Source organism: Kitasatospora sp. NPDC059827 (assembly GCF_042731675.1).
Lineage (GTDB): Bacteria > Actinomycetota > Actinomycetes > Streptomycetales > Streptomycetaceae > Kitasatospora.
Map to the genome: position 1 here is coordinate 15,245 of NZ_JBHWIV010000054.1, position 14,359 is coordinate 29,603.

At 73.2% G+C, this 14,359-nt stretch carries 14 protein-coding genes; 8 read left to right on the top strand and 6 right to left on the bottom strand.

The window, feature by feature from the left end; all coding sequences use genetic code 11:
• Positions 1–281 precede the first annotated feature (281 nt).
• Entirely contained in the window at positions 282–644 is a 363-nt protein-coding gene (locus ACFV8H_RS28135; protein ID WP_380405316.1) for a DUF1304 domain-containing protein, read from the bottom strand.
• A 291-nt stretch (positions 645–935) separates the two neighbouring features.
• Between ACFV8H_RS28135 and ACFV8H_RS28140 the strand changes: the two genes are divergently transcribed.
• The 3 genes from ACFV8H_RS28140 to ACFV8H_RS28150 all read left to right on the top strand — a co-directional run bounded on the left by ACFV8H_RS28140 (position 936) and on the right by ACFV8H_RS28150 (position 3,390).
• Positions 936–1,940, top strand: coding sequence for an expansin EXLX1 family cellulose-binding protein (locus ACFV8H_RS28140; protein WP_380405319.1), 1,005 nt, complete (start codon positions 936–938; stop codon positions 1,938–1,940).
• A 131-nt stretch (positions 1,941–2,071) separates the two neighbouring features.
• Positions 2,072–2,614: a SigE family RNA polymerase sigma factor gene (locus tag ACFV8H_RS28145; protein ID WP_380405321.1), complete on the top strand. Its 543-nt coding sequence runs from the start codon at positions 2,072–2,074 to the stop codon at positions 2,612–2,614.
• A complete protein-coding gene (locus ACFV8H_RS28150) occupies positions 2,611–3,390 on the top strand; it encodes a hypothetical protein (RefSeq protein WP_380405324.1) in 780 nt (259 codons plus the stop codon). The genes ACFV8H_RS28145 and ACFV8H_RS28150 overlap by 4 nt, the downstream gene beginning before the upstream one ends.
• A 167-nt stretch (positions 3,391–3,557) precedes the next feature.
• Here the strand turns inward: ACFV8H_RS28150 and ACFV8H_RS28155 are convergent, their stop codons facing one another.
• From ACFV8H_RS28155 to ACFV8H_RS28165, 3 genes are all read right to left on the bottom strand, one after another.
• On the bottom strand, positions 3,558–5,561 hold the full coding sequence (locus tag ACFV8H_RS28155; RefSeq protein ID WP_380405327.1) for a fructose-specific PTS transporter subunit EIIC: 2,004 nt from the start codon (positions 5,559–5,561) through the stop codon (positions 3,558–3,560).
• 107 nt (positions 5,562–5,668) lie between these two features.
• The gene (pfkB, locus tag ACFV8H_RS28160) at positions 5,669–6,628 is read right to left on the bottom strand and encodes a 1-phosphofructokinase (RefSeq protein WP_380405330.1); all 960 of its coding nucleotides are present in this window, start codon (positions 6,626–6,628) and stop codon (positions 5,669–5,671) included.
• Positions 6,625–7,386 carry a DeoR/GlpR family DNA-binding transcription regulator gene (locus ACFV8H_RS28165; RefSeq protein ID WP_380405332.1) on the bottom strand — a complete coding sequence of 254 codons (762 nt, stop codon included), beginning with the start codon at positions 7,384–7,386 and terminating at the stop codon, positions 6,625–6,627. Before ACFV8H_RS28165 ends, pfkB begins: the two co-directional genes overlap by 4 nt.
• A gap of 324 nt (positions 7,387–7,710) precedes the next feature.
• Between ACFV8H_RS28165 and ACFV8H_RS28170 the strand changes: the two genes are divergently transcribed.
• Positions 7,711–7,986: an HPr family phosphocarrier protein gene (locus ACFV8H_RS28170; protein WP_380405335.1), complete on the top strand. Its 276-nt coding sequence runs from the start codon at positions 7,711–7,713 to the stop codon at positions 7,984–7,986.
• Positions 7,987–8,078: 92 nt separating this feature from the next.
• On the opposite strand, the gene ACFV8H_RS28175 is transcribed toward ACFV8H_RS28170, so the two are convergent.
• Positions 8,079–9,026 (bottom strand): alpha/beta hydrolase family protein, encoded by a 948-nt coding sequence (locus ACFV8H_RS28175; RefSeq protein WP_380405337.1) that lies wholly within the window; start codon positions 9,024–9,026, stop codon positions 8,079–8,081.
• Positions 9,027–9,199: 173 nt separating this feature from the next.
• On the opposite strand from ACFV8H_RS28175, the gene ACFV8H_RS28180 reads away from it, so the two are divergent.
• From ACFV8H_RS28180 to ACFV8H_RS28195, 4 genes are all read left to right on the top strand, one after another.
• Positions 9,200–9,814 (top strand): TetR/AcrR family transcriptional regulator, encoded by a 615-nt coding sequence (locus tag ACFV8H_RS28180; protein ID WP_380405340.1) that lies wholly within the window; start codon positions 9,200–9,202, stop codon positions 9,812–9,814.
• A 238-nt stretch (positions 9,815–10,052) separates the two neighbouring features.
• Positions 10,053–10,403, top strand: a complete 351-nt coding sequence (locus ACFV8H_RS28185; RefSeq protein WP_380405343.1) for a hypothetical protein — start codon at positions 10,053–10,055, stop codon at positions 10,401–10,403.
• Positions 10,404–10,612: 209 nt separating this feature from the next.
• Positions 10,613–11,203: a carbonic anhydrase gene (locus tag ACFV8H_RS28190; RefSeq protein WP_380405346.1), complete on the top strand. Its 591-nt coding sequence runs from the start codon at positions 10,613–10,615 to the stop codon at positions 11,201–11,203.
• A 104-nt stretch (positions 11,204–11,307) separates the two neighbouring features.
• Positions 11,308–12,771: a SulP family inorganic anion transporter gene (locus ACFV8H_RS28195; protein WP_380405349.1), complete on the top strand. Its 1,464-nt coding sequence runs from the start codon at positions 11,308–11,310 to the stop codon at positions 12,769–12,771.
• Between the two features lie 129 nt (positions 12,772–12,900).
• On the opposite strand, the gene aspA is transcribed toward ACFV8H_RS28195, so the two are convergent.
• Positions 12,901–14,310 carry an aspartate ammonia-lyase gene (aspA, locus tag ACFV8H_RS28200; protein WP_380405418.1) on the bottom strand — a complete coding sequence of 470 codons (1,410 nt, stop codon included), beginning with the start codon at positions 14,308–14,310 and terminating at the stop codon, positions 12,901–12,903.
• Between the last annotated feature and the right edge of the window lie 49 nt (positions 14,311–14,359).

The following is a 14,359-nucleotide window of genomic DNA, read 5'->3' on the forward strand; positions in this document are numbered from 1 at the left end:
CGACAACTGCGAGCACCTCATCGACTCCTGCGCCGAGTCGGCCACCACCCTCCTGGCCGCCTCCCGTCTGCGCACGCCCACCGTCGGCCAACTCACGGACCGATGGGAGAACCGCTTCGCGCTGCTCACCGGCGGCAGCCGGAGGGCACCGGCCCACCACCGCACCCTGCGCGAGGTGATCGACTGGGGCCACGAACTGTGCACCCGGCCGAGCGGCGGCAGGAGGGGTGCCTCTCGGTGGAGAGGCACCCCTCGAAGTGCGGTTCCAGGCGGTTCCGGGCTCAGCGGGCCAGCAGCACCAGGACGAGCACGGCCAGGGCCGGCACGGTCTGCACGAACAGGATCTTCCGGGAGGAGGTCACCGCGCCGTACACACCGGCGACGGCGACGCAGGACGTGAAGAAGACCCGCGTCTGGAAGCCCACCGGGTCGTCGGCGAACGCGCCCCAGAGCAGCCCGGCCGCCAGGAAGCCGTTGTACAGGCCCTGGTTGGCGGCCATCGCCTTGGTCGAGACCGCGAACTCCTCGGAGGTGCCGAAGGAGGCCCGGGCCCGCGGAGTGGTCCACAGGAACATCTCCAGGACCAGGATGTAGACGTGCAGGAGGGCGAGCGCGACAACCGCAATCACGGCAAATGTGGACATAGCGGGCATAGTACGCGTCGGCGCGGGCGCGATCAGGTGCATGTGATGCGTGAACCGGCATTTTGTTCAGGCCCCTGCCCAACCGTCAAGCCCGGACGCGAGCCGAAGAATTCCCGACCGCGCGGCAACCTCCTCCGCACCGGCGGCAGCTGACGGGTGACACCGAGGGCGGAACGCCCACGGTGCCCCGAAAAAATCTGCACCGGAACGGCAACCTTTCCGGTCCCGGTGACCACTGGTCAGCGCAACGTCGAGTCGACCCACCGAGGTCGACCTACCGAATGGACGGGAATGAAGGCAACGAAGCATGCCGCGCCACAGTCGAACCGCAGGCGCGGGCTGACCCTGGGCATACCGTTGGCGCTGGTCGCGGTGGGTGTGCTGGTCCTGTTGGCCTTCACACTGCTGCCGGGTGGCGGGGACGGCGCCGTCTCCGCCGAGCCGGCCGCCGCCTCCGTAGCCGCCACCGAGCCGAGCACACCGTCCGGCGTCAGCGCCCCGGCCGACCCCACGTCCCCGACGCCGTCGCCGTCGGCCACCACCCCCACACCCTCGGCCACCGCAACCCCCTCACCGTCGGCCACCACCCCCACGCCGAAGCCGTCGGCCACCCCGGCCACCCCGCCCCCCTCGGCCGCCGCCAGCAGTGCCCGCAGTGTCCCGGCCTCGGCCTCGCAGGCCGGGCAGATCAAACCCGGGGCGAGCTACCAGGGCATCGCGACCTCCTATGACGCCGCCGACGGCAACGGCGCCTGCTCGTTCGGACCGTCCGGCGACATGATGGTCGCGGCGATGAACTCCACCGACTACGAGACCTCCAAGGCGTGCGGGGCGTCCGTGCTGGTCCGCGCCGCCAACGGGGCGAGCATCACGGTGCGGATCGTCAACGAGTGCCCGCTGCCCTGCGCACCCGGGCAGCTCGACCTGAGCCACGAGGCCTTCGGCAAGCTCGCCGACCTCTCGGTGGGCCGCCTCCCGATCACCTGGACGCTGCTGAGCCCCGGCACGGCACCCGACACGATGTCGATCCGGTACAAGGTCGGCTCCTCCCAGTGGTGGTGCGGGATCCAGGTGATCGGCCACCGGAACCCGGTGGCGGCTCTGGAGGTCCCGGCCGGAGGGGGCTGGCGGCAGCTGACCCGCACCGACTACAACTACTTCCTCTCCCCCGACGGCAGCGGGTGCGGCGGCCGGATCAGGGTCACCGACGTCTACGGGGAGCAACTGACCGTCGACGCCCTGCCGGTGAAGCCGGACGCCGTCCAGCCGACCCGCGTCCAGTTCTCCCGGCATTGACCACACGGCTCGCCCGGCGGCGGGCGGTGGTCGCCGACCGAGCTGACCACGGCCCCGCCCCTGATCTGGGCACTGCTACGCTCATGCCTCTTGTTAACGCTCACATTGCAGGGAGAGGGCGACCAGGGGACATGCTCCTCGATGATGCGTTCGATGATGCGTCCGCGGAGTTCCACGACTTCTTCGAACGCCACTACGCCGAACTCGCCCGTCTCGCCCACCTCTTGACCGGCGAGACGGATGCGGCCGACGACATCGCCTCGGATGCGCTGATCGCTCTGTGGCAACGCTGGGACCGCTTCCGCGGAGCCGACCACCCGCTGGCCTACGCCCGCGGGGTGGTCGCCAACATGGCCCGGGCCCGGATCCGCAGTGCGGTCCGCGAGCGGCGCCGAGTGCTGCTGTTCTGGTCCCGCACCCCGGAGAAGACCTCGGGACCGGACACGGCGGCCGTGCTCGACGTCCGCGCGGCGCTCGACCGGCTGCCCTTCCGCAAACGGGCCTGCGTGCTGCTGCGCCACGCCTTCGACCTCTCGGAGAAGGACACGGCTGCGGCGCTCGGCATATCCGTCGGTACGGTGAAGAGTCAGACCTCGAAGGGGATGGCCGAGTTGCAACGCGCGCTCGGAGTACGAGCGGTCGGCGAACTGATCACAGGAAGGAGGAGCCGGTGAACGAGCACATCAGCCAGCAGCTGCGCGAAGCCGCCGAGGCCCACCAGCCCGACCGGGCGAGGATACTGGCCCGTGTCCAGCGCGGCACGGCCGGTCCCGCCGGTCGCCACCGCACGCGCTCGGGCCTCAGGTCGTGGCCCAAGGCCGCGATCGCCGCCCTGGCCGCCACCGGCATCCTGGCCACCGGCGGTCTCGCCATGGCGGCGATCGGCAAGTTTCCGACGTCGACGGAACCCGTCGTCGCGCCGACCACCCCCGCCCCCGCGGACACCCCGACGCCGACCCGGTCGGCACCCCCGGCCGCCCCCGTGCCCGCGCCAGCCCCGGCTGCCCCGACCAGCCCGCACCCGACCCCGACCCCGTCGGCCACCAGCCGCGCCCAGAACGGGTCGCTCTGGTCGGAGGGGTCGATCGACTCGCACAGCACCGTCTACTGGGGCCAGGACAACCTCCTGCTCAGGACCACCCAGCCGCTCTCCTCCCTCACCGTCGAGCTGCGCGTCGCCCAGACCGGCGACGTACGGGACGCCGGCAACTGGCGGACCCTGCCGCCCGACGACTTCACCGTCACCGTCCAGGAGTCCGGCGGCGCCCTGGTCTACCGCTGGGTCCTCAAACCGGGCCGCACGGTACCGGCGGGTGAGCACGAGTTCGCGAGCCAGTTCAACCACGCCAACGGCGTGCCCCGCGCGACCGGCGGCGACGGCTACCGCGTCGAGGCCCAGTCGACGGGCGGCACCGCGTCCGTCTGGGGAGGCTTCACCCCGGCCCGGTGAGGGACCGGCTCTCGGAGAAGCCGACCGGCACCGACGGGCCCGTCTTCGAACTCCCCTTTGCGGAGCGGAGGTTCGAAGACGGGCCCGCCTGGCAACCCACCGCTCCGGACACGACCAGGGCGCCCGCTCCACCGAGCGGGCGCCCTGAACAGTTACGGGCCCTCGGGTCAGGCGCCGACCAGCGCCTTCCCGTCGACGGCGGAGTCCGCGGCCGCCGGGGCGGCGTCCTTCCGCATCCCCTTGAGCAGGACGACCACCGCCGTGGTGACCACCGTGCCCGCCGCGACCGCGAGCAGGTACAGGAACGGGCTGCCGATCAGCGGCAGCACCCAGATCCCGCCGTGCGGCGCGCGCAGGGTGGAGCCGAAGGCCATCACCAGGCCGCCGGCCGTCATGCTGCCGACGATGCTCGCCGGGATGACCCGCAGCGGGTCCGCCGCGGCGAACGGGATCGCGCCCTCGGTGATGAACGAGGCGCCGAGCACCCAGGCCGCCTTGCCGTTCTCCCGCTCCTCGGGGGTGAACAGCCTGCGCCGGACGACGGTGGCCAGGGCCATGCCCAGCGGCGGGGTCATGCCGGCGGCCATCACCGCGGCCATCACCTTGAGGCTGCCGGCGTCCGGGGTGGTGCCCGCGGTGGTGAGCGCGCCGGCCGCGAAGGTGTAGGCGACCTTGTTGAGCGGGCCGCCCATGTCGAAGGCCATCATCGCGCCGAGCAGCACGCCGAGCAGGATCGCGTTGGAGCCGGAGAGGCCGTTCAGCCAGTCGGTCAGGCCGTTCATCGCCGAGGCGATCGGCGAGCCGACCAGCACGAACATCAGGAAGCCGACCGCCGCCACCGACAGCAGCGGGATCACCACCACCGGCATGATGCCCCTGATCGCGCGCGGCACGTTCCAGCGGATCATCCACAGCACCAGGAAGCCCGCGGCCAGGCCGGAGACGATGCCGCCGAGGAAGCCCGCGCCGACCGCCACCGAGACGGCGCCGCCCGCGATGCCGGCGGCCAGGGCCGCCCGGTCCGCGATCCCCCAGGCGATGTACCCGGAGAGGATCGGGACGAGGAAGCCGAAGGAGGTCTTGCCGGTCTGGAACAGCATCGCCGCCCAGCTGTGCGAGGAGGTCCAGTCGAAGTGGCCCAGCACGGACGGCGCGGAGGCGATCTGGTACCCGCCGATGGCGAAGGCGAGGGCGATCAGCAGACCGCCCGCCGCGACGAACGGGATCATGTAACTGACGCCCGTCATCAGGTACTTGCGCAGCCGCTGGGCCCAGTGCTCGCCGGGCTGCGCGCTCGCCGCGGTGACCGGGGCGGCACTCGCTCCGCTGCCGGCCTCGGCGACCAGCCCGGCAGCCTGCGCGATCAGGTCGTCGGCGCGGTTGACGCCGGCCTTCACACCCACGTCGACGGTCGGCTTGCCGGCGAAGCGGGCGCGGTCCCGGACCTCGACGTCATGGGCGAGGATCACCGCGTCGGCGGCCGCGATCACCTCGGGGGCCAGCACCGTCGTCCCGGCCGACCCCTGGGTCTCGACCTGGATCTGCACGCCCGCCCGGGCGGCGGCCAGTTCGAGGGCCTTGGCGGCCATGTAGGTGTGGGCGATGCCGGTCGGGCAGGAGGTCACCGCGACGAGCCGCAGCCCGCCGCCGGTCGGCTCCGGGGCAGCAGCCGGGTCCGGCTCAGGGGCGGCGGCAGCCACCGGAGCGACGGCCGGTGCCTCCTCCCCGTTGACCAGGGCCGCGACCGCGGCCGGGCTCTCGGCCTCGCGCAGGGCGCCGGTGAACGCCGGGTCCATCAGCCGACCGGCCAGCGCGGCGAGGATCCGCAGGTGGGTGTCGTCCGCGCCGACGGGTGCCGCGATCATGAAGACCAGGTCGGCGGGCCGGCCGTCCGGGGCGTCGAAGTCCACGCCCCTGGTGCTCCGGCCGAAGGCCAGGCTGGGCCGCGTGACGTGGGGTGATCTGCAGTGCGGGATGCCGATCCCGTCGCCCATCCCGGTGGGGGCCTGGGCCTCGCGGGCGGCCACGTCGGCGAGGAAGCCGTCGAGGTCGGTCACCCGGCCCTCGGCGACCAGGCGCTGGGCGAGGGAGCGCAGCGCCTCGCTCTTGTCCGCGGGGGCGAGGTGGAGGTCAACGAGTGCGGGTGTGATCAGTCCGCTGGTGTCGCTCATCGTGTCGGTCCTTCAACTGGTGCCTGACAGTGTTCCCTTGCCCCCGGGAATGTCCGCCGTGCCCGTCCCACACGGTCCGGCGGGGTGCCTCCGGCAGGAGGCGGTGCTCAGCCGCGGAGCGGTCGTTCGAGCGGGAGGTCCGCCGTCACGACCACCGCGGCCGGGTCCAGATCGGCCGGGGTCGGCATGACGCTCCCCGGCAGTTGTACGGCGGCGGCGCCGTGTGCCAGGGCCGCCGCCAGTGCCTCGGGGCCGGTGCCACCGGCTCCGAGGAAGCCCGCGAGCGAGGCGTCGCCCGCTCCCACGTCGCTGCGGACGGCGGCGACCGGCGCGCTGCCGTACCAGCTGCCCTCCTCGGCGATCAGCAGCATCCCGTCCGCACCGAGGCTGGCGAGGACCTGCTGGGCGCCGCGTTCGCGCAGTTGCCCTGCTGCCGCCACGGCGTCGCCGACGGTGGCGACCGGGCGGCCCACGGCCTCGGCGAGTTCCTCGCGGTTCGGCTTGACCACGTCGGGGCGGGCCGGGAGCGCGGCGAGCAGTGCGGGGCCTGAGGTGTCCAGGGCAATCCGGGCGCCGCCCGAGTGCACCTGCGCGACCAGGTCCGCGTACCACCCGGGCCGGAGGCCGCGCGGCAGACTGCCGCAGCAGGCCAGCCAGTCGACGCCGTCGCCGGTGCCCCGTCCGGCCTGCTGGGTGTCGCGGACGAGGGCGAGCAGTGCGGCCGACTCGGCGCCGCTGAGCTCGGGGCCGACCGCGTTGATCTTCGTGAGGCCGCCGCCGTCCTCGGCGATCGAGACGTTGATCCGGGTGTCGCCCGCGATGGTGACCGCCGCGACGTCGATGCCCTGGCGGCGCAGCAGGTCGCCGAGCAGTCCGCCGGACGGGCCGCCGAGTGGCAGGACCGCCGTCGTCCGGTGGCCCGCGGCGGTGAGCGCACGGGAGACGTTGACGCCCTTGCCGCCGGGGTCGAGCCGGTCCTGCCCGGCCCGGTTGACCTCGCCCACGGCGAGCGTTCCCAGCTCGTAGGTGCGGTCGAGACTGGGGTTGGGGGTGATGGTGACGATCATGCGCGGATGACTTCCGGTCCGTGGTTCTCGATCTGGGCGGCCTGCTCGTCGGTCAGTCCGGTGTCCGTGACCAGCACGTCGACCTGCTCCAGCGAGCCGAACCGGGCGAAGTGGCGGGCGCCGTACTTGGAGGAGTCGGCCACCAGGACGACGCGTCGCGCACCGGCGAGCATGGCCCGCTTGACGGCGGCCTCGGCGAGGTCGGGCGTCGACAGTACGCCGTCCGGGGTGAAGCCGTTGGTGGCGACCACCGCGACGTCCGCGTGGACGTCGGCCAGGTCGCGCAGCGCCCAGGCGTCGACGGCGGCCTGGGTGCGGTGGCGCAGCCGCCCGCCGACGAGGTGCAGGGCGAGCGACGGGTGGTCGGCCAGCCGGGCCGCGACCGGGAGGGCGTTGGTGACGACGGTGAGGGCGCAGTCCAGGGGCAATAGTCCGGCCAGCCGGGAGACGGTCGTCCCGGCGTCCAGGATCACGCTGCCCTCGGTGGGCAGCAGGGCCAGCGCCGCCCTGGCGATGTGCTCCTTCTCGGCGGCGGCCGTGGAGTCCCGTTCGGCCAGGCCGGGTTCCAGGTGCAGGGCGCCGACGGGCAGTGCGCCGCCGTGCACCCGGTGCAGCAGGCCGGCCTTGTCCAGGGCGCTCAGGTCACGCCGGATGGTCTCCTGGGTGACGCCGAAGTCCTCGGCCAAGGTCGGCACGTCCACCCGGCCCCGCTCCTGGGCGAGGTGGAGGATCTGTTGCTGCCGCTCGGGTGCGTACATGTGGGATTGGGTCCGTTTCATGTCCGTTTACGCCTGGTGAAGCCCGACCATACGCGCTTCGGACGGAAATGCAAGGGGCTACTCCGCCTCCCGTTGCCTCTCGTCGCCTCTCGTCGCAGTCCGTGCAGTACGCCCGAATGTGTTGACATCTGCTCGCAACCGGGCGTAGAACCAACCGAAGCAACACGCCAACGGGCGTGAAACCAAAGACCGCCTGGCCCCCGCGACCGCCCCCGTACCGCGGGGGCCGGGCACCACCGGGCCCGGATCCCACCCGGGCCGACCGTCGTCCCCTCCTTCTCCCCCTCTCCCCCAAGGACTCCCATGCACTCGACCCAGGTCACCGTCGGCTCCAGCAGCGGCCTGCACGCCCGCCCGGCGTCACTGTTCGTCCAGGCCGCCACCGCCCGGCAGCCGGTCAAGGTCACCGTCGGCCGCCCGGGCCAGACCCCCGTCGACGCCCGCAGCCTGCTCTCCGTACTCGCCCTGGCCGCCCGCTCCGGCGACGTCCTGGAGCTCACCGCCTCCGGCGACGGGGCCGAGGACGCCCTCCGGGCGCTCGCCGACCTGCTGGCCTCCGACCTCGACGCGGCGGCCTGACCGACCCCCGCCGGAGGGTGCCCGCCCGGCGCCGGGCGGGCACCGGGCAGGGCTCCCCCGCGAGCCCTACGGCCCGAGCCCCGGCCCTGCGATTACTTGGCCTCGACCCGTCCGACCGGGTCGGGGCCGGTTGCCAGCGCCTCGCACGCGGCCTGCCAGGCCCCGTCACCCGGGGTGAGCCGGCTGCGGAGGTAGGCGGCGGTGAGCCGTCCGAGGGCAGCGACCCGCCCGGGATTCTCGTCGGTGGTCTCGGCGGCGTCGTACCCGGCGATCCCGCCGAGTCCGTGCCCCGCGTCGAACAGGGTGAGCAGGTCCTTGGGGCCGGGGGCGAGGGTGTAGGGGTCGGCGTGCCAGTCCGGCCCCATGTCGGTGAAGTGCCGCGAGTCGTCCTTGTCGCCCGCGACGACCAGCGCGGGCGCGGTCATGGTGGAGAAGTCGACGGCTCCGATGACGGGCCACTGCTCGGCCATCGGCCCGTTGAAGACGTCGCCGCCCCTGCCGGGCGCGGCGAGCAGGACGCCCGCCTTGATCCGCGGTTCGGCCAGGTGCACCACGTTCCCGGTGGCGGGATCGTTGAGTCCGGCGCCCAGCAGGAGGGCGGCCGTGAAGCCGCCGAGCGAGTGCCCGGCGAGGGCGATCCTGGTGCGGTCGATCCGTCCCGCGAGCTGCGGCACGGTGCGCTCGATCTGGTCGAGCCGATCGAGGACGTGGGTCATGTCCTCGGCGCGGGAGCGCCAGAAGTCCGGTGCGCCGGGGGCGTCGGCGACCAGGTGGCTCAGCGTCCGGGAGGTGAGGTGGGTGGGCTGGATGACGACGAAGCCCTGCTCCGCCCAGGCGTTGGCGAGCGGCGCGTAGCCGTTCAGCGAGGACAGGTGGTGCGAGGGGCCGTGGCCGTGGGAGAGCAGGATGACGGGCAGGCCGCTTCCGGTCCCCGGCGCGGAGACGCGTACCTGGAGGTCCACCGGCCGGCCGGGCACGGACAGGACCACCGGGCTGTACGACAGGACCGGGACGGGTGCGGTGCGGGTGGTTGCGCTCATGCTGAGCAGTGCTCCTTCTGCGATGGGCGTCGCCCTGCGACGGGTGTCGCCGCGGTCGGCCCAGGCCGGGCGGCGACAGGCAAGCAGGCAGGGGTTCAGGGGCGTCCCGCTTCGGCTAAGCTGAAGCGGAACGCTGTCCCACTTACTATCCGGAACATGGTTCCGCTTTGTCAATGGATGCTGGAGGAAGAGTCGTGCCCGGCGAGGACCCCACGGGAAGGACGTCGGCCCGGAGCAAGCGGGCCGACGCGATGCGCAATCAGCAGGCGCTGCTCGCGGCCGCGGCCGAGGTGTTCGTGACCTCGGGCGTCGACGCACCGATCCGCCGGATCGCGGCCGAGGCCGGCGTCGGAACGGGAACGATCTACCGGCACTTCCCGACCCGGGCCGATCTCATCACGGCCGTCTACCGCCACCAGATCGAGGAGTGCGCGCAGGCCGGCCCGCGACTGCTGGCGGCCGCCGACTCCCCGTTCGACGCGCTGCGCCGGTGGATCGACCTGTTCGTCGACTTCCTGGTCACCAAACACGGGCTGGCCGACGCGATGCAGTCGGACAGCACCGGCTTCGCCGCGCTGCACGGCCTCTTCCTCGACCGCCTGCTGCCGGTCTGCGCGCAGCTGCTCGACGCCGCGGTCGAGGCCGGTGAGATCAGGGCGGGCACCCGGCCCTTCGAGCTGATGCGCGGCATCGGCAACCTGTGCATCGGAGGCAGCGGCCCGCAGTACGACCCACGGCGCCTGATCGACCTGCTCCTGCACGGGCTGCAGCACCCCCGGCCGGCGTGACGCCGGCGGCGACCGGGCGACCGGGCGGTCGGATCGCCTCCGGAACGGAGCAAGCCGACACTCCCGCCCCGAACGGTTCACCGCCTGCCCGCATTCCACCCCGTCAGTTCATGGACCATCACCGGTCGGCCGAACTGATTCACGGACTGTTCACGACAAAACCGGAACTCGCCCCCGCCCGTGGCCGTCAGAATTCATGACGGTTCGACACATCCCACGGGCGGGGAAAGGAACGGCAATGTCCTTGGCCAGGAGGGTGATCGGCGCCGCCGCCGTGGCCCTCGTGGCCGTGTTGGGGCTGGTGGTGCTGTCCCAGTCCGCATCCGCCCTCACCCGCGAGGAACGCTGCCCCCGAATGGTCGCGGAGGCGAAGCTCGCCGAGGAGGCGGTGGCCCCCAAGTGCCCGCCGGGGCTCGGCTGGACGCGTCCGCGGAGCGTCGAAGTCCCCCCGTGCCAGCGGGAGTTGCACCCGGCCCTCGCCGACGAGGCGTCCACCGGGGACGACCCGTCGCCGACCCGCGCCTCCGACCCGCCGCACGGGGCGCGCAGACAGCCCAGAGCCGCCGTCCTCCAGGTGTTCCGCTGCTGATCGGTCCCGACCGCGCACGCACGCTCGACGACGGTGGCGACACTCCCCACGGGTGACCCACCGCCCCACGTCCCGGCAGTCCACGACGGCCCGCGGCAGTGCTTCCGCCTGCCCGCGCCGCCGCGCTCCGCGCTGCCCCCGTACCGAGCGAGCGGCACGGTCCCGAAGTCACCGTTCCCACAGGACTTCCGAAGGACCCGAGGCACGACATGCAAGGATTCATCGACCACGCCCGTACCTTCCGCCGCCGCGCCGCGCAGGAGGCCGACGCCTTCGGGCGGCTGGCGGCGGGCCAGAGCCCGCAGGCGCTGTTCATCACCTGCTCCGACTCCCGCATCATCCCCTCCGCCGTCACCGGCGCCCGGCCCGGGGACCTCTTCGAGCTGCGGACCGCCGGCAACATCGTCCCGCCGCACCGCCCGTCCGCCCCCTCGGCCGAGGCCGCGACCATCGAGTACGCGGTCGAGGTCCTGGGGGTCGCCGACATCGTGGTCTGCGGCCACTCCCACTGCGGCGCCGTGGGCGCCGTCGTCCGGGGCGAGGACCTCACCGGGGTGCCCGCCGTACGCGACTGGCTGGCCGACGGCACCGCACTGACACCCGCCGGGGAGCCCAGCCACGACCTGGCCGCCCCGGTGCAGCGGCACGTACTGGACCAGCTGGCGAGGCTGCGCACCCACCCGAGCGTCGCCCGCCGGGCCGACCAGGGCCGGCTGGGCCTGCACGGCTGGTTCTACGAGGTTCACACCGGCGCGGTGCTCAGCCACCGCCCCGGCACCGACGTCTTCCTGCCGCTGTGACCCGGCGGCCCACCCCACCGCCGCCAGCCACGCCGCCGCCGGCCACCCCGCGGCCGACCACACCGCAGCCGACCACCCCCGGACTCCCACCGATGAGGGCTCCCATGCGCTTTCCCACGCTCAAGTACGACCTGACCGCCTCGCTCGTCGTCTTCCTGGTCGCCCTGCCGCTGTGCGTCGGCGTCGCCGTCGCCTCGGGCGTGCCCGCCGAACTCGGACTGATCACCGGCATCGTCGGCGGCCTGGTCACCGGCCTGCTCCCCGGCAGCAGCCTCCAGGTCAGCGGCCCGGCCGCCGGGCTGACCGTGCTGGTCGCCGAGACCGTGCAACGGTTCGGCCTGCCGGCCCTGGGCCTCGTGGTCGCCGCCACCGGCCTGCTCCAGCTGCTGCTGGGCGCGCTGCGCTGGGGCCGGTGGTTCCGCGCGATCTCCGTCGCCGTGGTGGAGGGCATGCTGGCCGGCATCGGCCTGGTCATCATCGCCGGCCAGCTCTACGCGATGGCCGACCGGCCGGCGCCCGCGAGCGGGGTCGACAAGCTCCTGGGCCTTCCCGGCCTGCTCGCCCGGCTCGTCTCCTCGCCCGCCGCCGGCTACTCCTTCGTGATCGGCGCCGGCACCATCGCGGTGATCCTGCTGTGGCAGCGGCTGCCCGCCCGGGTGCGGGTCGTCCCGGGCGCGCTGGTGGCCGTGCTGCTCGCCACCGGCGCCGTATGGCTGCTCGACCGCCCGGTGAAGAAGGTCGAGGTCCAGGGCCTCCTGGACGCCGTCCAGCCACCAGGCAGCGGGGTGTTCGAGCAGCTGACCCCGGCGCTCGTCGTGACGGTCGTGGCCTTCACCCTCGTCGCCTCGGCCGAGAGCCTGTTCAGCGCGGCGGCCGTCGACCGGCTGCACGACGGGCCGCGCACCGACTACGACAAGGAGCTGATGGCGCAGGGCGCGGGCAACGCGCTCTGCGGCGCCCTCGGCGCCCTGCCGATGACCGCGGTCATCGTCCGCAGCGCCGCCAACGTCCAGGCCGGTGCCCGGACCAAGGCGTCCCGCGTGCTGCACGGCGTGTGGCTGCTGCTCTTCGCCGCGCTGCTCCCCGCGGCCCTCGGCGTCATCCCCGTCGCGGCGCTGGCCGGGGTGCTGGTGCACGCCGGGTTCAAGCTGCTGCCGTTCAAGCAGTTCGGGCCGCTGTGGCGCGAGCACCGGGCGGAGGCGCTCGTCCTCGCAGCCACCGCCGTGGCCATCGTCACGGTCAACATGTTCGAGGGCGTGCTGATCGGCCTGGGCCTGTCGGTCGTCAAGTCGGCCTGGGAGACCTCCCGGCTGCACGTCGACACCGAGGAGCGGCCCGGCGGTCTGCTCCGGGTCCGGCTGACCGGCAACGCCACCTTCCTCCGGCTGCCCAAGCTCCTGGACGCCCTGGAGGCACTGCCCGCCGACCGCGTCGTGGAACTGGACCTCTCCGGGCTCCGGCACCTCGACCACGCCTGCCAGTCCGCGCTGACCACCTGGACCGAGCGCCACAACGCCCGGGCCCCGGAGGACGTGCGGCTGATCCCCGCGCTGGCCGGTCCGGCCTGACCCTGACCCCGTCCCGCGGAACGCGCGTCGCCGCACCGGAACTCCGGTGCGGCGACGCATCGTTCGGCGCGTTCGCCGTTCGCCGTGCTCCGCGCTTCGTTATCCGTGCTTCGTTATCCGTGCTCCATGTCAGGCCACCGGCGCGCCGGTGCCCGCGATCACCTCGGGCCGCAGCAGGGCGGCGAGCCGCTCGGCCGGGAGCAGCCCCTTCTCCAGGACGAGTTCGGCCACGCCCCGGCCGCTGGCCAGCGCCTCCTTGGCGATGTCGGTGGCGGCCGTGTACCCGATGTGCGGGTTGAGGGCGGTCACCAGGCCGATGGAGTTCTCGACGGTCGCGCGCAGCATCTCGGTGTTGGCGGTGATGCCGACGACGCACCGCTCGGCGAGGGTGAGGCAGGCGGCCCGCAGATGGGTGATCGACTCCGAGAGCGAGTGCAGGATGATCGGCTCGAAGGCGTTGAGCTGGAGCTGCCCGGCCTCGGCGGCCATGGTGACGGCGACGTCGTTGCCGATCACCTCGAAGGCGACCTGGTTGACGACCTCGGGGATCACCGGGTTCACCTTGCCCGGCATGATGCTCGAACCGGCCTGCACCGGCGGCAGGTTGATCTCGCCGAGGCCCGCGCGCGGCCCCGAGGACAGCAGGCGCAGGTCGTTGCAGCTCTTCGAGAGCTTGACGGCGACGCGCTTGAGCACCCCGGACATCTGGACGAACGCCCCGCAGTCCTGGGTGGCCTCGACCAGGTTGGCCGCCGTGACGAGGGGCAGCCCGGTGAGGTCGGCGAGGTGGCGGCGCGCGGACTCGGCGTACCCGGCGGGGGCGTTGAGGCCGGTGCCGATCGCGGTGGCACCGAGGTTGATCTCCAGGATCAGCTCGACGGCCTCCCCGAGTCGGCTGCGGTCCTCGTCGAGCATCACCGCGAACGTCGAGAACTCCTGCCCGAGCGTCATCGGCACGGCGTCCTGCAACTGGGTGCGGCCCATCTTGAGCACGTCGCGGAACTCGACGGCCTTGCGGGCGAAGGCGTCCTGGAGCACGGCCATCGCGTCGAGCAGGCCGCGCACGGCGAAGACGGTCGCGATCCGGACGGCCGTCGGGTAGACGTCGTTGGTGGACTGGCCCAGGTTGACGTGCTCGTTGGGGTGCAGGTGCCGGTACTCCCCCTTGGCGTGCCCCAGCAGTTCCAGCGCCCGGTTGGCGATGACCTCGTTGGCGTTCATGTTGGTCGAGGTCCCGGCGCCGCCCTGGATGACGTCCACGACGAACTGCTCGTGCAGCCCGCCGCCCCGGATCTCGCGGCAGGCGGCGACGATCGCGGCGGCCTTCGCGGGCTCCAGCAGGCCGAGTTCCTCGTTGGCGAGGGCGGCGGCCTCCTTGACGGCGGCGAGGGCGTCGATCAGGTGCGGGTAGGTGGAGATGGGCGTGCCCGTGATCGGGAAGTTCTCGGTGGCGCGCAGCGTGTGGACGCCCCAGTAGGCGTCGGCGGGGACGTCGCGGTCTCCGAGCAGGTCGTGTTCGCTGCGGGTGGCGGCGGTCATGGGGGTCGCGGCGATCGTGGGTGCGGCGGCGGTCATGGGTGTGCAGTCC